Raw genomic sequence first — 23,399 nt, 5'->3', positions numbered from 1 at the left:
AGGATTCTAATACTACCGTATTATGGACACTACCTACAATCTGAACGGCGGCTTCAAACCGACCATGAAGCGGTTTGCGGACCTAGACGGTCCCGACTACTTCCCTACTCCGGCGTGGGCAACTCACGCCCTGATCGACAACGAGAGTTTTTCTGGAGACATTTGGGAAAGCGCCTGCGGAGATGGCGCTATGTCCCGCGTCTTGGAAACGACCGGGCGTAAGGTGATCAGCTCCGACCTATTTGACCGGGGATATGGTGAAGCGGGCAAGGACTTTCTAAAACCTAAGCGTCGGTCAGATAACATCGTCACTAACCCGCCCTACAACGCTGCGGAAGGATTCGTGCGTAGCGGGGTGGAATGCTCCAAGCGCAAGTTCGCCCTATTGCTCCGGCTCGCATTCCTGGAGGGAGCAAATCGCGCGAACACGATCTTCGCCAAAGCCCCTCCGAACCGAGTCTGGGTTTTCAGCGAGCGCATCACATTCTACCCCGCTGGGGCAGTTCAGAAAGGGACGGGCACCACAGCCTACGCATGGATGGTGTGGGACAAGGACGCCCCAGGCGGGACAGAACTCAGGTGGTTCAAGCCCGGATACAAGGCCCGACATATCTAGGAAGCTCTAGAGTTGCTTAGATGTAGACGGCCCGATTCCGTTATACGAATGCCTTCTCGAGGCAAGTACTCGGCAAACCCTTCCGCAATGATGTTGCCGGGTGTTGTCCTGTGAGAGACGAGATTTCTCACTTTCTGCTCCCACATCTCCTCGTTGGGGCGGGTCTCTGATTGCGTTTGATCGTCCACTGAGAGTTGCACGTAGGTGTGCATCCCTTGCTTCAGATCGTCCATGCTCGCGACCCCATTCGGCCTATCGGCCGCAATCTGGAGTGCAGCCAAGCCGATTTCGGTTTCTGTGACTTGGTTCGCTTTCTGAGCCATAGGTGTTTCCCGACTGCGTGCATCTCCACTGAAGCACACGCAGTAGGCGAGCCGCAATTCCAGTTTGCCTTGTCACCAGCCCGCGGCGCAGGGCCGTGTATTGCCAACCCGTCCCCTCCGTCGCACCCTCACCAGCATGACCCCCACCATCGCCATCCAGCAGGACGATTTCGATCTCGCCCTCGAGATCGAGGCCCTGACCCAGGGCCGGCCCGAGGCAGGCGCGGTGGTGGGCTTCGTCGGATTGTGCCGGGACGAGGGCGGCCGGCTCTCGGCGCTCGAGCTCGAACATTATCCCGGCATGGCCGAGGAAGAGGTCAGGCGGGTGGTGGAGGAGGCCGGCCGGCGCTGGCCGCTCTTGGGCGCGACCGTGATCCACCGCTACGGGCTGGTTCGACCCGGCGACCGGATCGTGCTCGTCGCGACCGCCTCGTCGCATCGCGACGCGGCCTTCGCGTCGGCCGGGTTCCTGATGGACTGGCTCAAGACGCGGGCGCCGTTCTGGAAGCGCGAGCATCTCTCCGACGGCACGCTCGGCGAATGGGTTGCGGCGAAGAGCACGGACGAGGACGCCGCGGCGTCGTGGCAGCAGGCCTGATCGAACCGGATCGCCCCCTCGGGCTTATCCCGTCTGAACCCATTGTCAGCCGATCCGTGCTCGGGAGAGACGACATGTCGACACGTTTGATGGTCCAGGCCACCATGGCTGCCGCGATCGCGACCGGCCTCGCCTTTGCCACGCCGGCCGAAGCTCGCCGCGGCGGTGGATCCGACGCCGGCGATTCCTATCTCAACGATGCTCAGAAAAATCCGCGCTTCATCGAGCCGGGCGGCGACTACGCCTATGGCCGCAACCGCATCTCGCATCCGAGCGAAGGGTATTACGACCGCATCGAAGCTGAGCGCCGCGGCGGCTATTACCCCTATTCCTACCGCGGCAACGTCAGGGTGCGTCCTTACGGATACTAAGCCGGGTCGCGCCGGACGCCGGCCGGGTCCGTAGCCCGGAGACGGCTCCGGGCCGAGCCGCTCCTCTCAACCCATGCGGCGGCCCGCAGGCGCCGCATGGCGGGATGCCGCTGCAGGCGATTGCCGCTTCGGCGCGGCCGTGTTTCTGTGGCGTCACTCCCTTCTCGAATACGGTCCACCCTCATGCTGAACGGCGCCTCGTCCCGTCCTCGTCCCGCCGACGTGTCCGATCGTTCAGGCGGCGCGGGACTCGGGGCGGAATCGAAATTCGGGATCGGCCAGCCGGTGCACCGGCGCGAGGATCCGATGCTGGTCCGCGGCGAGGGGAGCTACACGGACGACGTCTCGGTCAACGGGCAGGTTTATGCGGCCTTCGTCCGCAGCCCCTTTGCTCACGGCATCATCAAGACTGTCGACCTCGATGCCGCCCGCGAGATGCCGGGCGTGCTCGCGGTATATGGCGCGGCCGATCTCGACCATTACGGCGTCTTCCCGAACGTCACGAATTTCAAGAATGCCGACGGCTCGCCGATGCTGAAGCCCGAGCGGCGGCCGCTGGCGCTCGATCGCGTGCGCTATGTCGGCGACCCGGTCGCCTTCGTCGTCGCCGAGTCGGCGGTCGAGGCGCGCGAGGCGGCCGAGGCGGTCGCGATCGACATCGACGCTCTGCCGGCGGCCGTGACTGCGGCCGACGCCGTGCGGGACGGCGCGCCGCAGCTCTACGATCACATTCCCGGCAACCTTTTCCTCGATTTCCAGTTCGGCGATGCCGGAAAGGTCGAAGCCGGCTTTGCCGCGGCGGCCCATGTCACCCGGCTCGACCTCGCGAGCCACCGCCTCGTCGTGAACCCGCTCGAGCCCCGCGCCGCGGTCGGCGAGTGGGATGCGGCAGAAGGCAAATACACGATCACCGCCGGCACTCAGGGCGTCTTCGGCATGCGGGGCATGCTGGCCGGCGTGCTCGGGGTCGACAAGGAGAAGGTCCGGGTCCTGACGCGCCAGGTCGGCGGCTCCTTCGGCCTGAAGATCGCGCCCTTCCCGGAATATGTCGCCGTGCTCCACGCGGCGCGCGACCTCGGCCGGCCTGTCAAGTGGCTCGACCAGCGCTCGGACAGCTTCATGTCCGACTACCATGGCCGCGGGCTCGAGGTGACGGGCGAGCTGGCGCTCGATGCGGAGGGTCGCTTTCTCGCGCTGCGGATCGAGGGGCTGGCCGATCTCGGCGCCTTCCTGACGCCCGTCGCTCCGATGTTCTCGTCCCTGAACATCCCGAAGAACGCGGTCGGCACCTACCGGACCCCGGCGGTCTCGGCGCACATCAAATGCCTCCTGACGAACGCCGTCCCGGTCGGGGCCTATCGGGGTGCGGGCAGGCCCGAGGGCAATTACATCATGGAGCGGCTGATCGACCTCGCCGCCCACGAGACCGGCCGCGATCCCGTCGCGCTCCGGCGGCTGAACCACATCCGGCCGGACGAGATCCCCTACGTGACGCCGGTCGAGACGACTTATGATTCGGGCGAGTTCACGGCGCTTCTCGACCGGGCGGTCGAGGCGGCCGACTGGGACGGGTTCGAGGCACGCCGCGCCGAGAGCCGGGCCGCCGGCAAGTTCCGCGGCCGCGGCATCGGCCAGTATCTCGAGGTGACGGCTCCTCCGCAGAACGAGATGGGCGGCATCCGCTTCGAGTCGGATGGCGACGTCACGATCCTGACGGGCACGCTCGATTACGGGCAGGGTCATTGGTCGGCCTTCGCCCAGGTGCTGTCGACGCATCTCGGCGTGCCCTTCGAGAAGATCCGCCTCCTCCAGGGCGATTCGGACCAGCTCATCGCGGGCGGCGGCACGGGCGGCTCGAAATCGATCATGGCGAGCGGCGCCGCGATCGTGGAGGCGGCCCAGCAGGTCATCGGCATCGGCCGGGTGCTGGCGGCAGAACTCCTCGAAGCGGGCGTCGCCGATATCGAGTTCCGCGACGGCCGCTTCCTGATCGCCGGCACCGACCGGGGCATCGACATCATGGACCTGGCCGCGCAACTTCGGCAGGGCGTGAGCCTGCCCGAGGGGTTGCCGCGGTCGCTCGACGTCAAACACATCCACCAGCAATCGCCCTCGGCCTATCCGAATGGCTGCCACATCGCCGAGGTCGAGATCGACCCGGAGACCGGCACCACGCAGGTGGTCCGCTACGTGATGGTCAACGACTTCGGAACGGTCGTGAACCCGCTCCTCGTCGAGGGCCAGCTTCATGGCGGCGTCGTCCAGGGCATCGGCCAGGCGCTGCTGGAGCGGACCGCCTATGACGAGGAGGGCCAGCTCGTCTCCGGCTCCTTCATGGACTACGCGCTGCCCCGCGCCGGCGACGCGCCGCTCTTCGCCTTCGAGAGCCGTCCGGTCCCGGCGACGACGAACCTGCTCGGCGCCAAGGGCTGCGGCGAAGCCGGCTGCGCCGGCGCGCTGCCGTCTGTCATGAACGCCGTCGTCGATGCGCTGCGCGAGGTCGGGATCGACCGGTTCGACATGCCGGCGACCCCCGACCGGGTCTGGCGCGCCATCCGGGATGCGAGGGTGGCCGCAGGCTAAGGCGTTGATCCGTCATTCCGGGGCTCGCGTAGCGAGAACCCGGAACCCACGGCTTGCACCGACGGTGGATCGGTTTTGGTCTGGCGCGCTTCCATGGGTTCCGGGTTCCGCTTCGCGGCCCCGGAATGACGTGGGATGAGGCCGCCGCTCTCCAGATGACCGAGGTCGCGCAGCGCGCCGTCCTGGTCGGCATCCGGGAGGCGGTGCGGCTTCCGGCCTGGATCGTCGGATTCTCGCTCCTCGGCGTTGGCAGCCTCGCTCGGGATGCGGGCCACCCGATCGGGGCCGCGATGCTGTCGACGGTCGTCGTCTGGGCGGCGCCGGCCCAGCTGATCATGTATGCCGCGCTCGCGAGCGGCGGGCTCCTCGTCGCCGCCGCCATCGCGGTCGCGTTCTCGGCGATCCGGCTTCTGCCGATGACGCTCGCGATCCTGCCCTACCTCCGCCGACCCGGCCAGTCGGTCGTGACCCAGCTCGGCCTCGCCCATCTCGTCGCCGCGACGGCCTGGATCGAGGGCATGCGCCGCCTTCCGACCATGCCGGAAGAGGAGCGCGTGCCGTTTTTCGTGGCGTTCGCGCTCACCTGCATGGTGGTCTCGACCGGCATGACGGCGGCCGGTTTCCTTCTGGTCGGCGCGCTGCCGCGGCCGCTGGCGGCCGGGATCCTCTGCCTGACGCCGATCTACTTCACGGTCAGCATGACGGGCGCCGCCCGCGGGGTCGGCGATTGGCTCGCCGTGGGGCTCGGCCTCGCGCTGCTGCCGCTCGCCCAGATGGCGGTCGGCCGCGACTTCGATATCCTCGTGGTCGGGCTCGTCGGTGGAACGGCCGCGTATCTCGTCGGGCGCCGCTTCGATCGCCGGACGACTCGGCCGTAACATGATCGAGGCGCTCTGGCCCTACCTCGTCGTCCTGATGGTCGGCGCCTTGCCGAACGAGGTGTTCCGGTCCGCCGCCGTCTTCCTGTCGCGCGGCCTGGAGGAGCGCGAAGAGGCGTTGCAATGGATCCGGATCGTGGCCCTCACGCTCCTGGCCGCTGTCGTGTCGAAAATCCTGATCATGCCCCCGGCAGCGCTCGCGACGGTGCCGCTCTGGGTATCCGTCGCGGCAGTCGCCGCCGGGGTCGCATTCTTCCGGATCAGGCCGTCCTTGTTCCTGGCCATCCTGTTCGGCGAGGCGCTGTTCGTGCTCCTCGCCTGGTGGGTCGGATAGGCGCCCGACCCGCGGGCGCCGGAAACATCGCTCCGGTCACAGGCCCCAATAGGGCGAGACGCCGTAATAGGAATGCAGGTCGCGCTCCTTGTCGCGGTCGCTCCAGCTGGTGTTCTCGTCGCGCGAGAAGCTGGGAGCATCCTTGAGCTGGCTTTCCGTGAGGTCGGTCCGGTAGCCGCCGAGTTCGGTGTCATAGGTGAGCTTGCCCCACGGAATCGTGTGGCTCTCCTCGCCCATGCTCAAGAAGCCGCCGAAGGACAGGACGGCATAGGCGACCTGTCCGCTCTGCTTGTCGATCATCAGCCGTTTGACCGAGCCGATATGGGAGCGGTCGGCGCCGTAGACCTCGGTTCCCTCCACCCGATCGCTCTCGATCAGCGGGTTCGCGCCGGATCCGGTCCCCGCACCCGTCGTCCCTGCAGCACCCGTCGAAAATTGTGACATGTGCACCTCCTGTTCGCTCGGGAGGGAAACTTCCGCCGCCCCACAAGGTTTCCGTGCTCAGCCCTCGCGGGCGACCGAGAGAGCCCACCTTCGCGCCATGGCGTCCCGCGCTGCCGACCTCCTCACGCTGACGCCCCAGGGCCTCTATTGCCCGGCCGGCGACTTCCACGTCGACCCGATGCGGCCGGTCGAGCGCGCGCTCGTCACGCATGGCCATTCCGACCATGCCCGCTCGGGCCATGGCCACGTTATGGCGACGCGCGAGACGCTGCGGATCATGGCGATCCGCTATGGCGACGATTTCGCCGGCGCGACGCAGGAGGCGGTCTTGGGCGAGGTGGTACGTATCGGCGACGTCATGGTCACCTTCGTGCCGGCCGGCCACGTCCTCGGCTCTGCCCAGATCGTGATCGAGCAGGGCAAGTGCCGGCTCGTGGTCTCGGGCGACTACAAGCGCGGCCGCGACCCGACCTGCCTGCCCTTCGAGCCGGTCCCCTGCGACGTCTTCATCACCGAGGCGACCTTCGGCCTGCCGGTCTTCCGCCACCCCGACACGCTGGGCGAGGTCGAGAAGCTGCTCGAATCCGTGCGGGTCTTTCCGGAGCGGGCGCATATCGTCGGCGCCTACGCCCTCGGCAAGGCGCAGCGCGTGATGTCCCTGCTCCGGCAGGCCGGCTACGACCAGCCGATCTGGCTGCACGGCGCGATGGAGAAGCTGACCGGCTTCTACAAGGAGGAGGGCATCCCGCTCGGCGAGACGCCGCGCGTGGTCGCGGCCGAGCGCGGCAGCCTGAAGGGCGCGATCGTGCTCTGTCCTCCTTCCGCCATCCAGGACCTCTGGGCCCGCAAATTCCCCGATCCCGTGGCCGCCTTCGCGTCCGGCTGGATGCGGGTCCGGGCCCGCGCCCGCCAAAAGGGCGTCGAGCTCCCGCTCATCATCTCCGACCATTGCGACTGGGACGACCTCTGCCGCTCGATTCTCGAGACCGGCGCCGAGGAGGTCTGGGTCACGCACGGGCAGGAGGACGCGCTCGTCCATTGGTGCCTGTCCCGCGGCATCCGGTCGAAGCCGCTGCACATGCTGGGCTATGGCGACGAGGAGGGAGAGGGGCAGGCCGACGAAGTGGCGGAGCCGGCTGCCGCCGCATGAACCGCTTCGCCCACCTCATCGACCGCGTCGGCTACGAGCCGCGCCGCAACGGCAAAATCCGCCTGATGGCGGATTACTTCCGCCGGACCCCCGATCCCGAACGGGGTTTCGCGCTCGCGGCGCTCACCGGTGCCCTCACCTTCCGCCACGCGAAGCCCGGCCTCATCCGCGGCCTGATGATGGAGCGGGCCGATCCAGTCCTGTTCAGGCTGTCGCGGGATTACGTGGGCGACCTGTCCGAGACGGTCGCGCTGATGTGGCGGCCGCCGTCTCATCCCCCGCAGGGGGAGGGGGACCAGGCGAAGCCTGGTGGAGGGGGCTCGGCGCACGACGTCTTGAACCGCCGCCACCCTTCGGGTGGTCACCAGCCCCCGGAGGGGGCGGAGACGCGCGGGCAGCCTGGCATCGGCCACAACAATCCCCCGGCCGACAGCCCGGCCCTGTCCGAGGTCGTCGAAGGCCTGACCCATGCCGGCAAGGCCGACCTGCCCGGCCTCGTCGCGGGTTGGCTCGACGCGTTGGACGAGATCGGCCGTTGGGCGCTCCTGAAGCTGATCACGGGCGAACTCCGGATCGGGGTGTCGGCGAGGCTGGCGAAGACCGCGGTCGCGAACCTGTCGGACGGGCAAGACGTGCCGATCGCGCCGGATGACATCGAGCAATGCTGGCACGGGCTCGATCCGCCTTATCTCGGCCTGTTCGGCTGGGTGGAAGGACGCGGCGGGCGGCCCGAAACGGTGAACCCGGCCCCGTTCCGGCCGCCGATGCTGGCCCATCCGGTCGAGGACGAGCACTTTGCCAAGCTCGACCCGACCGCCTTCCGGGCGGAGTGGAAGTGGGACGGCATCCGCCTGCAGGCTGTCGCCGGCCGCGATGCCGAGGGCGTGCTCGTGCGGAGAATCTACTCGCGCACCGGCGAGGATGTCTCGGCCGCCTTTCCGGACCTCGTCGAGGCGCTCGATTTCGAGGGCGCGCTCGATGGCGAGCTCCTGATCGTGCGCGAGGGCCGGGTTGAGAGTTTCAACGTACTGCAGCAGCGCCTCAACCGGAAGGCCGTGACGCCGAAGATGCTGGTGGAATACCCGGCCCATCTTCGCGTCTACGACCTTCTGGCCGAGGCCGGCGAGGATCTGCGGGAACGGCCCTTCGACGAGCGCCGGAGGCGGCTCGAGAGCTTTGTCGCCCGCCTCGGCGAACCCCGGATCGACCTCTCGCCGCAGATCCCCTTCGCGACCTGGGACGAACTCGCCGCGGCGCGCGCCGATCCGGGCTCGGCCGGCGCCGGACAGGATGCGGAGGCGATCGAGGGTTGCATGCTGAAACGGGCGGATTCGCCCTACCTGCCCGGCCGGCCGAAAGGGCCGTGGTGGAAGTGGAAGCGCGATCCCTACCTGGTCGACGCCGTGATGATGTATGCGCAGCGCGGCTCCGGCAAACGCTCGTCCTTCTATTCCGACTATACCTTCGGCTGCTGGCGCGACGGCGAGAGCGGGCCGGAACTGGTGCCGGTCGGAAAGGCCTATTTCGGCTTCACGGACGCGGAGCTGCAAAAGCTCGACCGCTTCGTCCGCAACCACACGACCCAGCGCTTCGGGCCGGTGCGCGAGGTCGCCTATGGAATCGACCGGGGCCTCGTTCTCGAGGTCGCCTTCGAGGGCCTGCAGCGGTCGGGGCGACACAAATCCGGGGTCGCCATGCGGTTTCCCCGCATTCACCGCATCCGGTGGGACAAGCCGGCCGGCGAGGCCGACCGGCTCGAGACGCTGGAACGCATTCTCGAGAAGGGCGAGACCGAGATGCACCCGACCGGCGAGGGACGAGCATGATGGGCCGGGGCCACGTGGCCCGCGTCGAAACCCTCGCGGCCGGCGCGGTCACCCGGCAGGTTCTCGGTCGGCTCGTGGTCGAAACGCGCGGGCCGGGCTTCACGGAGATCACGGCGAGCGTCGCGGTCTTCCTGGCCGAGAGCGGCATCGCGAACGGGCTCGCCGTGCTGCTCTGCCGGCACACCTCGGCGTCGCTCCTGATTCAGGAGAATGCCGACCCGGACGTGCAGCGCGACCTCGCGACGGCGCTGGACAGGCTTGCGCCCCGCCATGCCGGCTATGTCCACGACGCGGAGGGTCCGGACGACATGCCGGCCCATATCCGGGCCATGCTGACCGGCGTCTCGCTCGCGATCCCGATCGTGGCCGGGCGGCTCGCGCTCGGGACGTGGCAGGGCATCTACCTCGCCGAACACCGCGACCGGCTGCACCGGCGGGAAATCGTCATCAACCTTAACGGAGCGTAAAGTGCGGGCACCCACCTCGGGTTAGACTATGGTAGAGGTCGCACTCGCTCCGCCCCCGCGGCCGTCAACACGGTCGCGCGTGATCGGACGGGGCCGGGGACAGCGTTGCACATCACCAAGATCATCCTGGCCGACGATCACCCGCTCTTCCGCGAGGCGCTGCGGCGCGCGCTCGAGACGATCCTGCAGGACGCCTCGGTCGAGGAATGTTCGGGTCTCGACACGCTGCAGGATTCGCTGACGCGCTCGCGCGACGTGGACCTCGTGCTCCTCGACCTCACGATGCCGGGTGTCCAGGGCTTTTCCGGCCTGATCTATCTGCGGGCTCAATTCCCCGAAATCCCGATCGTGATCGTGTCGGCGACCGAGGATGCGGTGGTGATCCGGCGGGCCGTCGAGTTCGGCGCCTCGGGCTTCATCCCGAAATCCCTCGATCTCGACGGGATCGGAAACGCCGTCCGCACCGTGCTCTCGGGCGACATCTGGGTGCCGCCGGACGTCGATCTCGAGGGCGGAGAGGACAAGGAAACCGCCGACCTGATCCGCAATTTCGGGCGGCTCACGCCGCAGCAGATGCGGGTCCTGATGATGCTGTCCGAAGGGCTTCTGAACAAGCAGATCGCCTACGAGCTCGGCGTCTCAGAGGCGACCATCAAGGCGCATGTCTCGGCCATTCTCCAGAAGCTCGGAGTCGACAGCCGCACACAGGCCGTCATCGCGGCCTCGCGCATCGGCGCGACGGGTCGGCCGGCGGCGGCCCGGATCGAGTGAGGGGCCGCGCCTAGCGCCGTCGGACGGAATAGGAGCGGGACACGCGCCCGCGCCGAGTCCAGCGGCCTCCGCCGCGCACGGCCCGCCCGCCGCCCATCGCGGGGGCCGGCTCCGCTGCGGCTGCGGTGGTGTCCGGAGCGTTGGCCTGGAGCTCGCTCAGCTTCTGAGTCTGGCTCTGGACGGTGCGGTCCACCTCCGAGAGGTCGCGCCGCATGGCGGTCAGACTGCGCTGCGTGGTGGTGAGTTCGGCCTGCGCGTCGGATTTCGCCTGCGCGACCCGGGCGAGGTCGTCGCGGGTGGCCGCGACCTTGGCCTCGAGATCCGCAATGGCGGCCGAGGCGCTCATCTGCCGGGCGAGGTCCGCCGACAGCTTCTCGTTCCGCTGGGCCGCTTCCATGATCTGCAGGCGCTGGACCTTCTGGACCGATGCCGTGGACCAGGACGACAGCCCGAACAGCATCCAGCCGAGAGCGGCGAGGGCGGCAAGGATCAGCGCGAGCGGTCGCGTGAATTCATGTCTGAGATCGACCGCCATCTTACCCCGTGAGACACGGACGGCCCCGCTTTCCGCGAGGCGTGCTGCCCGATTCCGTTCTGCGTCCGTCGCCAGACACCTGCCGTCACATTATGATCGGAGCAAGGCGGTGCTTCCAGCCATGACCGACGTCGCGAAGCGGAGAGTCACCGAAACCTGGCGCGAGGCCGTAGGCTCGCGGGCCGGCATAGCCGCGCCCGCGTGCCTCGCGGCCTATGACGGGCTGGTGGCGGAGGGAAGCGGAGAAGCCGAGGCGGCCTTCCGGGCCCTCGGTACGCACCGATTGTTGTGGCGGGTCGACGAGCCCTACGATCCGCCCGAGACGAGGGCAGGTTCGGGCGCGACCGGCACCGGAGAAGACGGCATGCCCGACCTCTGAGGCAGGGGCGCCGCCGAAGGTTCCGCCTTCGTTTCGTCGGCCGTGATCGAAGAGGCTTGCTCCAGGCAGAATTGCGCCGCTTCGATCAGGCGGCTCGCGCAGGAATCGGAGCGGGCCGCCTCGCACAATCCCTTAGCCTCGCCGGTGGCGAGGCCCCAGGACCCGATGATGATGCGGGCCTGCGGATAGCGCCGCCGCAGGCGTCGGATGGCGTAGCGGACGTGAACCGGCGAGCTCGTATCGAGATAGGACAGGCAGACGATCTTGGTCGCTGCATCGGATTCCCGCCCCATTCCGCCGGCCGTCAGCGCCTCGCTGCCTTCGACCCGCGCCGGCAGCCCGTGTTTTCCGAGGATCTGGGCCAGCATGGCGGCCCCGATGCGGTCGAGCTCGTTGCGGCCGCCGAGGCAGAGCACGGCGGCGCCGCCCTCCCAACCCGGCGGGAGCCGCCCGGGCGCGAGGACGGGGAGGCCGGCCTCGACCGTGTCGGCGCTCTCGAGGGTCTTGTCCAGGTCCTCGTCGCCGACGGCCCGCTTCACCTCGACCTTCTTCGCCTCCGCACCGTTCGCATCGACGGTCTCGTGTTCGGAGACCTCTTCGATCAGTTGCGCGCAGGTGTTCTGGATCCGGGCCACGGCCGCCTCGTCCAGCGCGCCACGCGCGAGATCGACCTGGCCGAGCGCCAGGCCCTTGATCGCGACCTCGTCGTAATAGGTCGCGAGCGCGTGGTCCTTGAGGAACATCTCGGCCTGCTCGTAGGCCTCTCCGGCGTCGCCGGCGAGGACGCGCTGGTAGAACACCTCCGCGACCGTGAGCGGCGGGCGGTCTCCCAGCATCACGTCCAGGAATTCGAGGTGTTCCACATGCCGGCCGAGGACGACGAGGCACACGGTCAGCGGCATGGCCAGGATGAGCCCGATCGGTCCCCACAGCCACGTCCAGAACGTGACCGACGCGATGACGGCGACCGGCGAGAGCCCGGTCGAGTGCCCGTAGACGAGCGGCTCGACGACCTGCCCGACCAGCACCTCGGCGCAGATGAAGAAGACGGCCGTGTATACGAGCATGCTCCAACTCGGATCGACCGCGGCCGCGAGAAGGAGTGGGCCGCCCGCCGCCAGGATCACGCCGATATAGGGAACGAAGCGCGAGATCGCGGCCATCACCCCCCATAGGATCGGGCTCGGAACGCCGATCGCCCACAGCCCGAGCCCGACCGCGACGCCGAAGGCCGAATTCAGGAGAACCTGGACGAGAAAGAACTGGCTCAGCCGACGGGCGGCCTCGTTCATCGCAGCCGTGGTGCGCTGCAGGTCCTGCGAGCCCGCAAGCCGGATGGCGCGGTTACGGAGATCGCCGCGCTGCATCAGGATGAACACGGTGAAGACGATGACGAGGCTCGCCGTGGCCAGCGGATGCAGCAGGGGGGTGACGTAGCCCGTGATCGTCGCGATCGGGCTCGTGCGGGTCTTGGTGATTTCCACCGGAACCGGCTGCTGCGCCGCGGCGGGGTCTCCCGGGTTCCGGGCAGGCGCGGCCTCCGGCTTCGGCGCGAAATCGTCCGAGAGGTTCTGCAGCATCTCGGCCAACCGCTCGAGGGGGCCGCCTCCTGCTGCCGCGCCCTTCAGAGAAGTGATCTTCTCCCGAATGGTCGATTGATAACGGGGCAGGTCGGAGGCGAGGTCGGCGAGCTGGCTCGCAAGCAGCCCACCGATCGCCAGGAAGGCCACGAAGGCCACGATCACGACGGCGGCGATCGGGAAGGTACGGCCGAGCCCGAAGCCTTGCAGCATCCGGACCGGGATCGCCAGGACGAAGCTCAGGATCACGGCGACGACGAAGGGCAGGAGCACGTCGCGGCTGAAATACAGCCCCGCGACGACGATCGCCGCGGTCACGAGGGAGCCGGTGTTGAAGCCGGGACCCGCAGGATCGACCTGCCCCCGCTGAGGAGAAGAATATGTCGCCATCGAAAACTCAGCCGTGCGGGCGGCGAGGTGGCACGCCCGCCGTCACAACTCTGCCGGTGAGGGATCGATCCCTGTGCCGTCGCGGGTCAGCTTGCGGGCGCGCCCGTATCCGCCGCGAGTCCGGCCGCGGCGATGCCGGCCACGGCGCAGATCTCGTCCTTGTCGGAGAGGTCCCCGGACACGCCGACGGCGCCCATCACGAGCCCGTCAGGGCCTCGAACGAGCACGCCGCCCGCGACCGGGACCAGGCGTCCGCCGCTCGCGACCGACGCCGCCGCGACGAAGGCTGCGCCGGCCGCACCCGAAGCGACTCGGTCCGCCAGGACGCGCGAGCCGGCCCCGATCCCGAGCGCGCCCCAGGCCTTGCCGGACGCGATCTCGACCCGCAGGATGCCGGAGCCGTCCTCGCGCTTCAGCGCCACGGGATGCCCGCCCGGATCCAGAACAACGACCGTCATGGGGGCGAGCGCCAGCTCGCGGGCCTTGGCGAGCGCGACATCCACGATGACCGAGGCTTGGGCGAGGGTAAGGGCGGCCATGTCGTGCTCCGAAGGGTTTCGTCGTCGTGATCGGCGATGCCGGTCGGTATCACCGGGGCCTTGGCCTGCCAACGCCGCGGCTCCGGCGAACGAAGGCCGATGCCGGACGTTGCCGCACCTGGAAGCGAGGGCGAGGGCGGCATGGCGGCGGCGAGACAGGTCGAGGGCGGGCGGGTGCGCTACGCCGTCGTCGGCGGAGGCTGGATCTCGCAGGCGGCATTCATGCCGCCGTGGCCGGGACCGGCAATTCCGAACTCGTCGGGCTTGTCACGGGCGATCCCGAGAAGGGCAGGGTGCTGGCCGAGCGGCATGGGCTCGCGCATGTCTGGCCCTACGAGCGGTATGCCGAGATGCTCGCCTCGCCCGACATCGACGCCGTTTATCTGGCGCTCCCGAACGAGATGCATCTCGCCTATGCGGTGCCGGCGCTCGAGGCCGGCCTGCACCTTCTTCTCGAGAAGCCGATGGCGCTTTCCGAGGACGAGTGCCGCCGCATCGAGGCGGCCGCCGCGGCGAGCGGCAGCCGGCTGATGATCGCCTACCGGCTGCATTTCGAACCCGCGACCTTGGAAGCGATCCGCGTCGTTCGCTCGGGCGAGATCGGCGACCCGCGCCTGTTCACCTCCGCCTTCAGCCAGCACGTCGCCGAGACGAACCACCGCGCCCGACAGGGTTTCTGGGCCGGACCCGTCGCCGATATGGGCCCCTACCCGATCAACGCGGCCCGCAATCTCTTCGGCGCCGAGCCGACCGAAGTCTGGGCCGTCGGCGCCATGAATCCGGACATGCCGTTCGAATTCGACGACACGGTCAGCGTCACGATGCGTTTCCCGGGCCAGCGCCTGGCGCAATTCACGGTGAGCTACGGGGCGAACTCGGCCAGCTCGTACCAGCTGCTCGGAACCAAGGGCAGCGTGCAGGTCGAGCCGGGCTTTGGCTTCGGTGTGCCGCTTCGGCTCCACGTGACCCGGGGCGATGCCAAGGAGGAGCGCGAATTCCCGGAGACGGACCAGTTCGGCGGCGAGCTGTCCTATTTCTCTGATTGCGTGATCTCGGGCAGGCAGCCGGAGCCCGACGGGGAGGAGGGCCGGCTCGATGTGCGCGTCGTCGCCGCGATCGAGCGGGCGCTCGCCACCGGCCAGCCGCAGCATCTCGAGCCCGTGGATCGGACGCGTCGGCCGGGACTCGACCAGGTGATGACGCTTTCTCCGGTCAAGCCGCCCGAGATGTTCCACGCTGCCGCGCCGAGCGAAGGTTGATCTTCTCCAGGCAAGCCGCGCTGTGGTCGAATAACGCCATTTTCGCCGACCGAATTGCTCCATGCGGAAGCTGCTTCTATCGTCCGCATGTTCCGGCGTCGCGACAGGAAGGCTGCCGGCGCCGATGGAGGACTTGCATGGTCGCCCGCCAATTCATCCTCGTTCTCGTGTCTGCTATCGTGGCGGTGTTCGCCCTGCCGGCCGTCGCGCAGACGCCGCTGCTCAACGTCTCCTACGACCCGACCCGCGAGCTCTACCGCGACATCAACGCGGCCTTCGCCAAGGTCTGGCGCGAAACCAGCGGCGAGACCCTGACGATTCGGGTCTCGCACGGCGGCTCGGGCGCTCAGGCCCGGAGCGTGATCGACGGGCTCGCCGCGGATGTCGTGACGCTGGCGCTCGCGCCCGACATCGACGCGATCGCGAAGGCGACCGGCAAGCTGCCGGAGAACTGGCAGACGCGGCTGCCGAATAACTCCTCGCCCTATACCGCGACGATCGTGTTCCTGGTCCGCAAGGGGAACCCGAAGGGGATCCGGGATTGGGACGACCTCGCCAAGCCCGGCATCCAGGTCATCACCCCGAACCCCAAGACCTCGGGCGGCGCCCGCTGGAACTACCTCGCGGCCTGGGGCTACGCTCTCGACGCATGGAAGAGCGAGGACAAGGCGAAGGAGTTCGTGGCCGCGATCTACAAGAACGCGCCGGTCATGGACACGGGCGCGCGCGGTTCGACCGTGACCTTCGCCCGGCGGGGGCTGGGCGACGTGCTGATCGCGTGGGAGAACGAGGCGTTCCTCGCCTCCGAGGAATTCGGCAAGGACCAGTTCGAGATCGTGGCGCCCTCGCTCTCCATCGTGGCCGAGCCCCCGGTCGCCCTCGTCGACGGCAATGTCGACCAGAAGGGCACCCGGAAGGCCGCCGAAGCCTATCTCGGCTTCCTGTACGGGCCCGAGGCGCAACGCATCATCGCCCGCCACCATTATCGGCCGTTTCGGCCGGACGAGGCGTCGAAGGCCGATCTGGACCGGCTGCCGAAGCTGCGGCTGTTCCGGCTGGACGAGATGTTCGGCAGCTGGACCGAGGCGCAGCAGAAGCATTTCGCCGCCGGCGGCATCTTCGACGGCTTCGCCCGGGCGGGGCGCTGATGGGCCCACCGAGGCGAATCAGGTTCAAGGCGCCGAGTGCGATCCCGGGTTTCGGCCTCGCGCTCGGCTATACGCTCGTCTATCTCGCGCTCGTCGTCCTCCTGCCCCTCTCCGCGCTCGTCCTGAAGGCCGCCGGTCTCGGCTGGTCGGGCTTTCTCGACGTCGCCCGCGATCCCCGCATCGTGGCGGCGTTGCGGACCTCCTTCGGCGTCGCCTTCGCGGCCGCGCTCGTCGCATCGGTCTCCGGTTTCCTCACGGCCTGGGTCCTGACCCGCTACCGCTTTCCGGGCCGGCGGCTGCTCGACGCCGCCGTCGATCTCCCCTTCGCGCTTCCCACGGCCGTCGCCGGGATCGCGCTCGCGACCCTCTACGCGCCGAATGGCTGGGTCGGCGGCCTCCTGGCGCCCCTCGGCATCAAGATCGCATTCACGCCGCTCGGCATTTTCGTCGCGCTCGTCTTCGTGGCCCTGCCCTTCGCGGTCCGGACGGTGCAGCCGCTGATCGGGGAGATCGAGCGCGAGATCGAGGAGGCCTCGGCGACGCTCGGCGCGAGCCGTGCCCGGACGGTCTTCAGTGTCATCCTGCCGCCGCTGCTGCCCGGAATCCTGACCGGGTTCGTGCTGGCGTTTGCGCGCGCGGTCGGCGAATACGGGTCCGTGATCTTCGTGGCCGGAAACCTTCCCTTCGTGTCCGAGATCGCGCCCCTCCTCATCGTGATCAAGCTCGAGGAATTCGACTATGCCGGCGCGACCGCGGTCGCGACCATCATGCTCCTGATTTCCTTCTCCGCCCTTCTCGTCATCAACCTCCTCGAAGCCTGGTCGCGCAGGAGGTTCGGACATGTCTGAGCGCGCCGTGACGGCTCCCGGAATGTCGCGGCAGGCCGATGGCGGGCGGGCCCGGGAGGTGACGGCCGAGCCCCGCTGGATGCGGCGCCTCCTGATCGGAATCGCGCTCGCCTTCCTGTCGCTCTTCCTGATTGTACCGCTGGTCGTCGTCTTCACCGAAGCCCTACGGGGCGGGATCGGGGTCTATCGGGCAGCCTTCGACGATCCCGACGCCCGCTCGGCCATCGCCCTGACCCTGACAGTGGCGGCGATCGCCGTGCCGCTGAATCTCGTCTTCGGGGTCGCGGCCGCCTGGTCGATCGCGAAATTCGACTTTCCGGGCAAGAGCATCCTGATCACCCTGATCGACCTGCCCTTCTCGGTTTCGCCGGTCGTCGCCGGCCTCGTCTTCGTGCTCCTGTTCGGGTCGCAGGGCTGGATCGGCCCGTGGCTCAAGGGCTACGGCATCGACGTCATCTTCGCGCTGCCCGGCATCGTGCTGGCGACGGTCTTCGTCACCTTTCCGTTCATCGCCCGCGAACTGATCCCCCTGATGCAGGACCAGGGCAGCGCGGACGAGGAGGCCGCGCTTACGCTCGGCGCGTCCGGGCTCAGGACCTTCTTCGTGGTCACGATCCCGAACATCAAATGGGCGCTGCTCTACGGCGTCCTGCTCTGCAACGCGCGTGCGATGGGCGAATTCGGCGCGGTCGCCGTCGTGTCCGGCCATATCCGCGGCTTGACCAACACGATGCCGCTTCACGTCGAGATCATGTACAACGAATACAATCTGGTCGGAGCCTTCGCCATGGCCTCTTTGTTGGCGGCCCTTGCCCTCGTGACGCTCGCCATCAAGTCCTTTCTCGAATGGCGGTATGCCGGCGCGATCGCCTCGGCAGCGGCCCGCTGAGCGCCGCCCGCATGGACATCCGGGCGATCGGCATCATCAAGGAGTTCGGAACCGAGGCCGCGCTTCGCGGCATCGACCTCGAGGTCCGGTCGGGGGAGCTGATGGCGCTTCTCGGTCCCTCGGGCTCCGGCAAGACGACGCTGCTTCGCGTCATCGCCGGCCTTGAGGATCCGGATGGCGGCGAGATCCGGTTCGGCGACATCGATGCGACGCACCTTGCCGTCCGCCGGCGCCGCGTCGGCTTCGTGTTCCAGCATTATGCGCTCTTTCGGCACCTGACCGTCTTCGACAACGTCGCCTTCGGCCTCCGGGCGCGCGGCCGCGAGCGCCCTCCCCGGGCCGAGATCGCCCGTCGCGTGCGCGAGCTTCTCGCCCTCGTGCAGCTCGGCGGCTTGGAGGAGCGCTTTCCGACCCAGCTTTCCGGCGGCCAGCGTCAGCGGGTCGCGCTCGCGCGCGCACTCGCGGTCGAGCCGCGGGTGCTTCTCCTGGACGAGCCTTTCGGCGCTCTCGACGCGCGCGTCCGCAAGGATCTGCGCCGGTCGCTCCGCGACATCCACGACGCCACGGGTCAGACCACGATCTTCGTGACCCACGACCAGGACGAGGCGCTGGAACTCGCCGACCGGGTCGCGATCCTGAACGGAGGACGGCTGGAACAGGTCGGCACGCCGGACGAGGTCCACGACGCGCCGGCCTCCGCCTTCGTGATGTCCTTCGTGGGCGAGAGCACGCATCTGCCGGTCACGGCCGCAGACGGCGAGGTCCGGTTTCGCGGAATGCCCGTGCCGGTCCGGCACGCCACCGCCGTGGCCGGTCCGGCGTCCCTTTTCCTCCGGCCCGAGGATGTCGGCTTCACCTCGGCCGAGAGCGGGCTCCCCGGCCAGGTCGTGATGGTGCGGCGGGCCGCGGGCGGCCGGCGCGCCGAGGTGAGGCTGGAAGGCGACGGGGAGTTGCTGGTCGAGGTGGATCTGGCCGGCGACGAGCAGGCGCTGGCCCGGGGTGACTCGGTGCGGATCGCGTTCCGGGGCGGCCGCGTGTTCCCGGCGGCTCCGGTTCAGTCGCCGGAGCTGCGGCCCCAATCGGGCCGCGTGCCGATCCCGTAATAGCTCGGCTTTCCGAGACCCCATTCCGACCCGACATAGCCAGGGCCGCCCGTCAGCCGCCGAGGCGGGCGCGGCGACACCTCGCGCTCGAGACGCCCGTAGCGGGGCGCAGCCGCCTCGCCATCGCTGCCGGCAGAGAGGCCCGGTCCGGGTCCGTCCGCCTGGGCGAGGTTCGGGTACCCGGCGAGGCCGGCAAGAACGAGAAGGGCGGTGCAACGGGCGAGCATAGACAACCATGCCCTGCCGACCGCCTCGAATTGGTTAACGCCGAGTCAAGCCGGGACGACGGCCAGGTCACCCGCGGTGTTAGCGCACGATTAACGTTAATCGTCTCTGATGCGAGGGCGCCGCACCGAGGGAGGCCGCGTCATGGACCTGTCGATCAGGGCCGACATCGAGTCGAACGACATCATCGCCCGCATCATGGCAGAGATGGAGGAGGTGATCGGCCTCATCCACCGGCCCGGCGGTCAGGAACCCTCGTCTCCGCTTCCTCCAGTCCAGGCGGACGCGGCCGCGACACAGGCAGGCTCACCCTCCACGGAGCCCGATTCGATCTGATCACGCGGTCTGGCCGGATCCAATGCTCCATCCCATATCCAGTCGGCACGGGATTTTGGCCGAGATGCGGGCGGGCGAAACCATTCTGACTCTCGCGAGACCGGCGCTGGTGCTCGGCGCCGTGCTGGCGCTCGGCGCATGCTCGACGGCCGTGCCCGTCGTGATCGAGGGCAAGGGGTTCGGCGCCATCACCGGGCGGGCGAACACGACGGGCGGCTATACGGGCGAACTCACGACCGACACGCGCCGCTGCCGCGGCACCTTCACCGGGCCGATCGGCGGCAACACGGCCCCCCTCGAAATCTCCTGCACTGACGGCCGCAGCGGGGTCGGCACCGCGACCCTGGAGAACGGCGCGCTTGCCCGGGGCGACGTCCTCCTCGACGACGGCTCGCGCCTGACCATCCGGGCCGCCGGACCCGGCTTCCCCTGATCGGCGAGGCGCCGACCCGCCGGGCGATATGGGGCTGGCTTCTCTTCGACTGCGCCTGCCAGCCCTTCTTCACGCTCGTCACGACCTTCGTCTTCGCACCCTATTTCGCGGCGGTTCTCGTGCCGGACTCGGCTCGGGGCCAGGCGCTCTGGGGCTATGCGGCCGCCGCGGCCGGCCTCGCGCTCGCGATCCTGTCCCCCATCCTGGGCAGCGTGGCCGATGCCTCGGGCGCTAAGAAGCCCTGGATCGTCGGGGCCTGCACCATCCTGGGTCTCGCGAGCGGCCTTCTCTGGTTCGCTTCGCCCGAGGCGGCCTTCGCGGTCCCGCTCGCCCTTGCCGCCTTCGCGGTCGCGACGGTCGCGGCCGAGATCGCGGCGGTGTTCAACAATGCCATGATGGCGCGGGTGGTCGGGGGCGATGGGCTCGGACGGCTTAGCGGCACCGGCTGGGCGGTGGGCTATGCCGGCGGCCTCGCGTCGCTCGTCGTCGCGCTCGGCTTCCTCATCGCGAGCCCGGAAACCGGCCGAACCGTCTTCGGTTTCGAGCCGCTCTTCGGGCTCGATCCCGGCCTGCGCGAGGGCGACCGCGCCTCCGGCCCGTTCTCGGCCCTGTGGCTCCTTCTCTTCCTCTGGCCGCTCCTCCTGTTCACCCCGGACTCGCCGCCGACGGGCCTGCGGCTGGTCGAGGCGATCCCGGCGGGCCTCGCCCGGTTGCGGGCGACCTGGACGGAGGCGAAGACACGCCCGGGCCTTGTCCGCTTCCTCGTCGCGAATCTCGTCTACCAGGACGCCCTCGTCGCGCTCTTCGCCTTCGGCGGCATCTACGGTGCCGGGGTTTTCGGCTGGGGACCGACCGAACTCGGATTGTTCGGCATTCTCCTGACGATCAGCGGCACGGCGGGAGCCTTGGCGGGCGGCCGCCTCGATGACAGGCTCGGAGCCAAGGCCGTGATCATGGCTTCGCTTGTCACCCTGATCCTCGTCTGCCTCGGCATCCTGTCGCTCGGCCGGGCCCACATCCTCTTCGTGATCGAGACGGTTCCGCCGTCAGCCGGCGACGGGCTCTACGCCAGCGGGGCCGAACGGCTGTTCGTGGCCCTCGGGCTCGTCATCGGGGCCGTCGCGGGACCGCTCCAGGCCTCCTCCCGCGCCTATCTCGCCCGCGCCGTCCCGGCCGAGGACGCGGGCCGCTATTTCGGCCTCTTCACCCTGTCCGGGAAGCTGACGTCGTTCCTGGCCCCGCTCGCCGTCGCGCTCGCGACCCAGGCGACCGGAAGCCAGGCCGCGGCGCCCGCCGTGCTGATCGCCCTCTTCACGGCCGGGCTTGTTCTCGCGGCGACGATCCCGCGAGGCTGAGCGGCCCGGACATCAGCCGATCGTGACGGCCGTGCCGGTCGCCGTGACCATCATCATGCTCTCGGTCGCGCCGATGGCGCCGTAGTCGATGTCGATCCCGACCACGGCATTGCCGCCGAGCCGTTGCGCCTCTTCCTCCATCTCGCGGAGCGCCGTGTCCCGGGCGCGGCCGAGGACCTTCTCGTAGGAGCCGGATCGGCCGCCCACGATGTCCCGGATGGAGGCGAACCAGTCCCGGAAGAAATTCGCGCCGAGGATCGCCTCCCCCGAGACGATGCCGTGATAGGCGGTGATGCGGTGGCCTTCGACGGTCGGGGTCGTGGTGATCAGCATGATGGGGCTCCGGTCCGAGCCTCCATGTGGGTCTGCGGCTCTAATGTCGGAAGTGGCGATGGCCGGTGAACACCATCGCGAGGCCGCGCTCGTCCGCCGCCCGGATGACCTCGTCGTCCCGCATCGACCCGCCCGGCTGGATGATCGCCGTCGCACCCGCCTCGGCCGCCGCCAGCAACCCGTCGGCGAAGGGGAAGAAGGCGTCCGACGCGACGACCGAGCCGCGCGCGAGACTCTCCGGCAGGCCGGCGGCACGCGCCGCCTCCTCGGCCTTCCAGGCCGCGATGCGGGAGGAATCGACCCGGCTCATCTGGCCGGCCCCGATCCCGACGGTCGCGCCGTCCCTCGCATAGACGATCGCGTTCGACTTCACGTGTTTCGCGACCCGGAGGGCGAAGCGGAGGTCAGCGAGTTCCGAGTTGGTCGGGGCGCGTCGCGTCACGACGCGGAGATCCATGTCGTCGACGACGGCGTTGTCGCGATCCTGGGTCAGGAACCCGCCCGCGACCGTCCGGAGCGACAATCCCGGCGCGCGCGGATCCGGCAGGCTGCCGGCGAGGAGAAGGCGCAGGTTGCGCTTCCCGGCCACGATCGCGATCGCCTCCTCGTCGGCGTCGGGCGCGATGATGACCTCGGTGAATATCTCGACGATGAGGCGCACCGCCTCGGCGTCCAACCGGCGGTTCAGCGCCACGATCCCGCCGAAGGCCGAGACCGGATCGCAGCGCAACGCCCGCTCATAGGCCTCGGCCAGGGAGGCGCCTTCCGCCACCCCGCAGGGATTCGCGTGTTTCACGATCACGACCGCGGCGGTCCGGGCCGGATCGAACTCGGCCACGCATTCGTAGGCGGCGTCGGTGTCGTTGACGTTGTTGTAGGAGAGCTGCTTCCCCTGCACCTGCCGCAGCGTGGCAACGCCGGGGCGCGAACCGGGCAGGCGGTAGAACGCCCCCTCCTGGTGCGGATTTTCGCCGTACCGCATGCTCTCGACGAGCGTGCCGCCGAGGGCCCGGACCGGAGGCGAGGCGATGGCGAGCTCGCCCGCGAACCAGGTCGAGATCGCGGCATCATAGGCGGCGGTGCGGGCGAAGGCCTTCTGGGCGAGTTCCTGCCGGAAGCGCGAGGTCACGGCCCCGTCATGCTGGTCGAGTTCGTCGAGCAGACGGCCGTAATCGGCGACGTCGACCACGACCGCGACGTCGGCATGGTTCTTGGCGGCGCCCCGGATCATGGCCGGGCCGCCGACGTCGATATTCTCGACGCAATCGGCGAAGCCGCCTCCGGCCCTCACCGTCTCCTCGAACGGGTACAGGTCCACGACCAGGAGATCGATCGCGTCGATCCCGTGCGCCATCATGGCGGCCTCGTGCTCCGGATTGCCCCGGATCGCGAGAAGCCCGCCATGGATCGCCGGATGGAGCGTCTTCACCCGCCCGTCCATCATCTCGGGATAGCCGGTGACGTCGGAGACATCCTCGACCGGAAGGCCCGCCGCCGCCAGCGCGGCCCGGGTGCCCCCGGTCGAGAGCAGGATGATCCCACGCGAGACGAGCGCTTCCGCGAAGGGCACGAGCCCGGTCTTGTCGGAGACCGAGAGAAGCGCGCGCGCGATCCGTCGCGTGTCGTGAGGCATGGACCCGTCCTGGCTTGAGCGCGCGCTTAGCATGGGCGACCGGCTTTCGCATC

General features: G+C 69.0%; 26 protein-coding genes. 19 read left to right on the top strand and 7 right to left on the bottom strand.

From position 1 onward, the window contains the following. The first annotated feature begins 22 nt into the window (after window positions 1-22). The 6 genes from ACFE87_RS10470 to ACFE87_RS10445 all read left to right on the top strand — a co-directional run bounded on the left by ACFE87_RS10470 (window position 23) and on the right by ACFE87_RS10445 (window position 5,703). Window positions 23-616, top strand: a complete 594-nt coding sequence (locus ACFE87_RS10470; RefSeq protein WP_375459567.1) for a hypothetical protein — start codon at window positions 23-25, stop codon at window positions 614-616. A gap of 459 nt (window positions 617-1,075) precedes the next feature. After that, a complete protein-coding gene (locus tag ACFE87_RS10465) occupies window positions 1,076-1,537 on the top strand; it encodes a molybdenum cofactor biosynthesis protein MoaE (RefSeq protein WP_375459566.1) in 462 nt (153 codons plus the stop codon). Between the two features lie 74 nt (window positions 1,538-1,611). Further along, a complete protein-coding gene (locus tag ACFE87_RS10460) occupies window positions 1,612-1,908 on the top strand; it encodes a hypothetical protein (protein ID WP_375459565.1) in 297 nt (98 codons plus the stop codon). Between the two features lie 306 nt (window positions 1,909-2,214). Next, window positions 2,215-4,491, top strand: coding sequence for a xanthine dehydrogenase family protein molybdopterin-binding subunit (locus ACFE87_RS10455; protein WP_375459577.1), 2,277 nt, complete (start codon window positions 2,215-2,217; stop codon window positions 4,489-4,491). A 155-nt stretch (window positions 4,492-4,646) separates the two neighbouring features. Continuing rightward, complete coding sequence (locus ACFE87_RS10450; RefSeq protein ID WP_375459564.1) at window positions 4,647-5,369, top strand: AzlC family ABC transporter permease; 723 nt, start codon at window positions 4,647-4,649, stop codon at window positions 5,367-5,369. A gap of 1 nt (window position 5,370) precedes the next feature. Beyond that, entirely contained in the window at window positions 5,371-5,703 is a 333-nt protein-coding gene (locus tag ACFE87_RS10445) for an AzlD domain-containing protein (protein ID WP_375459563.1), read from the top strand. 36 nt (window positions 5,704-5,739) lie between these two features. On the opposite strand, the gene ACFE87_RS10440 is transcribed toward ACFE87_RS10445, so the two are convergent. Then, entirely contained in the window at window positions 5,740-6,147 is a 408-nt protein-coding gene (locus tag ACFE87_RS10440) for a PRC-barrel domain-containing protein (protein WP_375459562.1), read from the bottom strand. Between the two features lie 97 nt (window positions 6,148-6,244). Between ACFE87_RS10440 and ACFE87_RS10435 the strand changes: the two genes are divergently transcribed. From ACFE87_RS10435 to ACFE87_RS10420, 4 genes are all read left to right on the top strand, one after another. Continuing rightward, on the top strand, window positions 6,245-7,297 hold the full coding sequence (locus ACFE87_RS10435) for a ligase-associated DNA damage response exonuclease (RefSeq protein WP_375459561.1): 1,053 nt from the start codon (window positions 6,245-6,247) through the stop codon (window positions 7,295-7,297). Then, window positions 7,294-9,123: a cisplatin damage response ATP-dependent DNA ligase gene (locus ACFE87_RS10430; RefSeq protein ID WP_375459560.1), complete on the top strand. Its 1,830-nt coding sequence runs from the start codon at window positions 7,294-7,296 to the stop codon at window positions 9,121-9,123. The genes ACFE87_RS10435 and ACFE87_RS10430 overlap by 4 nt, the downstream gene beginning before the upstream one ends. Continuing rightward, window positions 9,120-9,590, top strand: coding sequence for a secondary thiamine-phosphate synthase enzyme YjbQ (locus tag ACFE87_RS10425; RefSeq protein ID WP_375459559.1), 471 nt, complete (start codon window positions 9,120-9,122; stop codon window positions 9,588-9,590). Before ACFE87_RS10430 ends, ACFE87_RS10425 begins: the two co-directional genes overlap by 4 nt. Before the next feature lie 105 nt (window positions 9,591-9,695). Continuing rightward, a complete protein-coding gene (locus ACFE87_RS10420; protein WP_375459558.1) occupies window positions 9,696-10,361 on the top strand; it encodes a response regulator in 666 nt (221 codons plus the stop codon). 10 nt (window positions 10,362-10,371) lie between these two features. Here ACFE87_RS10420 and ACFE87_RS10415 read toward each other — a convergent pair whose 3' ends face one another. Further along, window positions 10,372-10,896, bottom strand: coding sequence for a hypothetical protein (locus ACFE87_RS10415; RefSeq protein WP_375459557.1), 525 nt, complete (start codon window positions 10,894-10,896; stop codon window positions 10,372-10,374). A gap of 121 nt (window positions 10,897-11,017) precedes the next feature. Here ACFE87_RS10415 and ACFE87_RS10410 point away from each other — a divergent pair, with 121 nt between their 5' ends. Continuing rightward, the gene (locus ACFE87_RS10410) at window positions 11,018-11,275 is read left to right on the top strand and encodes a hypothetical protein (RefSeq protein ID WP_375459556.1); all 258 of its coding nucleotides are present in this window, start codon (window positions 11,018-11,020) and stop codon (window positions 11,273-11,275) included. Here the strand turns inward: ACFE87_RS10410 and ACFE87_RS10405 are convergent. Together ACFE87_RS10405 and ACFE87_RS10400 are read right to left on the bottom strand one after the other, a co-directional pair. Continuing rightward, window positions 11,203-13,245, bottom strand: coding sequence for an AI-2E family transporter (locus ACFE87_RS10405; RefSeq protein WP_375459555.1), 2,043 nt, complete (start codon window positions 13,243-13,245; stop codon window positions 11,203-11,205). The genes ACFE87_RS10410 and ACFE87_RS10405 overlap by 73 nt on opposite strands. 86 nt (window positions 13,246-13,331) lie before the next feature. After that, window positions 13,332-13,784, bottom strand: coding sequence for a heme-binding protein (locus ACFE87_RS10400; protein ID WP_375459554.1), 453 nt, complete (start codon window positions 13,782-13,784; stop codon window positions 13,332-13,334). A 230-nt stretch (window positions 13,785-14,014) separates the two neighbouring features. Here ACFE87_RS10400 and ACFE87_RS10395 point away from each other — a divergent pair, with 230 nt between their 5' ends. The 5 genes from ACFE87_RS10395 to ACFE87_RS10375 all read left to right on the top strand — a co-directional run bounded on the left by ACFE87_RS10395 (window position 14,015) and on the right by ACFE87_RS10375 (window position 19,031). After that, window positions 14,015-15,043, top strand: coding sequence for a Gfo/Idh/MocA family protein (locus ACFE87_RS10395; RefSeq protein ID WP_375459553.1), 1,029 nt, complete (start codon window positions 14,015-14,017; stop codon window positions 15,041-15,043). Between the two features lie 137 nt (window positions 15,044-15,180). After that, on the top strand, window positions 15,181-16,191 hold the full coding sequence (locus ACFE87_RS10390; RefSeq protein ID WP_375459552.1) for a sulfate ABC transporter substrate-binding protein: 1,011 nt from the start codon (window positions 15,181-15,183) through the stop codon (window positions 16,189-16,191). Next, window positions 16,191-17,039 (top strand): sulfate ABC transporter permease subunit CysT, encoded by an 849-nt coding sequence (gene cysT / locus ACFE87_RS10385; RefSeq protein ID WP_375459551.1) that lies wholly within the window; start codon window positions 16,191-16,193, stop codon window positions 17,037-17,039. The genes ACFE87_RS10390 and cysT overlap by 1 nt, the downstream gene beginning before the upstream one ends. A 22-nt stretch (window positions 17,040-17,061) precedes the next feature. Beyond that, entirely contained in the window at window positions 17,062-17,928 is an 867-nt protein-coding gene (gene cysW / locus ACFE87_RS10380; RefSeq protein WP_375459576.1) for a sulfate ABC transporter permease subunit CysW, read from the top strand. Between the two features lie 11 nt (window positions 17,929-17,939). Then, a complete protein-coding gene (locus ACFE87_RS10375) occupies window positions 17,940-19,031 on the top strand; it encodes a sulfate/molybdate ABC transporter ATP-binding protein (RefSeq protein ID WP_375459550.1) in 1,092 nt (363 codons plus the stop codon). Here the strand turns inward: ACFE87_RS10375 and ACFE87_RS10370 are convergent. Then, on the bottom strand, window positions 18,983-19,258 hold the full coding sequence (locus tag ACFE87_RS10370; protein WP_375459549.1) for a hypothetical protein: 276 nt from the start codon (window positions 19,256-19,258) through the stop codon (window positions 18,983-18,985). The two genes, ACFE87_RS10375 and ACFE87_RS10370, sit on opposite strands and share 49 nt — an antisense overlap. 142 nt (window positions 19,259-19,400) lie before the next feature. Here ACFE87_RS10370 and ACFE87_RS10365 point away from each other — a divergent pair, with 142 nt between their 5' ends. From ACFE87_RS10365 to ACFE87_RS10355, 3 genes are read left to right on the top strand one after another with little or no spacing between them, the layout of a single operon-like run. Beyond that, complete coding sequence (locus tag ACFE87_RS10365) at window positions 19,401-19,592, top strand: hypothetical protein (RefSeq protein ID WP_375459548.1); 192 nt, start codon at window positions 19,401-19,403, stop codon at window positions 19,590-19,592. 22 nt (window positions 19,593-19,614) lie between these two features. Beyond that, a complete protein-coding gene (locus ACFE87_RS10360) occupies window positions 19,615-20,025 on the top strand; it encodes a hypothetical protein (RefSeq protein ID WP_375459547.1) in 411 nt (136 codons plus the stop codon). Then, the gene (locus ACFE87_RS10355) at window positions 20,022-21,380 is read left to right on the top strand and encodes an MFS transporter (protein WP_375459575.1); all 1,359 of its coding nucleotides are present in this window, start codon (window positions 20,022-20,024) and stop codon (window positions 21,378-21,380) included. Before ACFE87_RS10360 ends, ACFE87_RS10355 begins: the two co-directional genes overlap by 4 nt. Before the next feature lie 12 nt (window positions 21,381-21,392). Here the strand turns inward: ACFE87_RS10355 and ACFE87_RS10350 are convergent, their stop codons facing one another. Next, window positions 21,393-21,713 carry a heavy metal-binding domain-containing protein gene (locus tag ACFE87_RS10350; protein WP_375459546.1) on the bottom strand — a complete coding sequence of 107 codons (321 nt, stop codon included), beginning with the start codon at window positions 21,711-21,713 and terminating at the stop codon, window positions 21,393-21,395. A gap of 40 nt (window positions 21,714-21,753) precedes the next feature. After that, complete coding sequence (purH, locus tag ACFE87_RS10345) at window positions 21,754-23,346, bottom strand: bifunctional phosphoribosylaminoimidazolecarboxamide formyltransferase/IMP cyclohydrolase (RefSeq protein WP_375459545.1); 1,593 nt, start codon at window positions 23,344-23,346, stop codon at window positions 21,754-21,756. Window positions 23,347-23,399: the final 53 nt, after the last annotated feature.

This window comes from uncultured Enterovirga sp., from assembly GCF_964242715.1.
Lineage (GTDB): Bacteria > Pseudomonadota > Alphaproteobacteria > Rhizobiales > Beijerinckiaceae > Enterovirga.
Note: the sequence above shows the minus strand (reverse complement) of the source record. Positions and strands in the feature narration are given on the sequence as shown.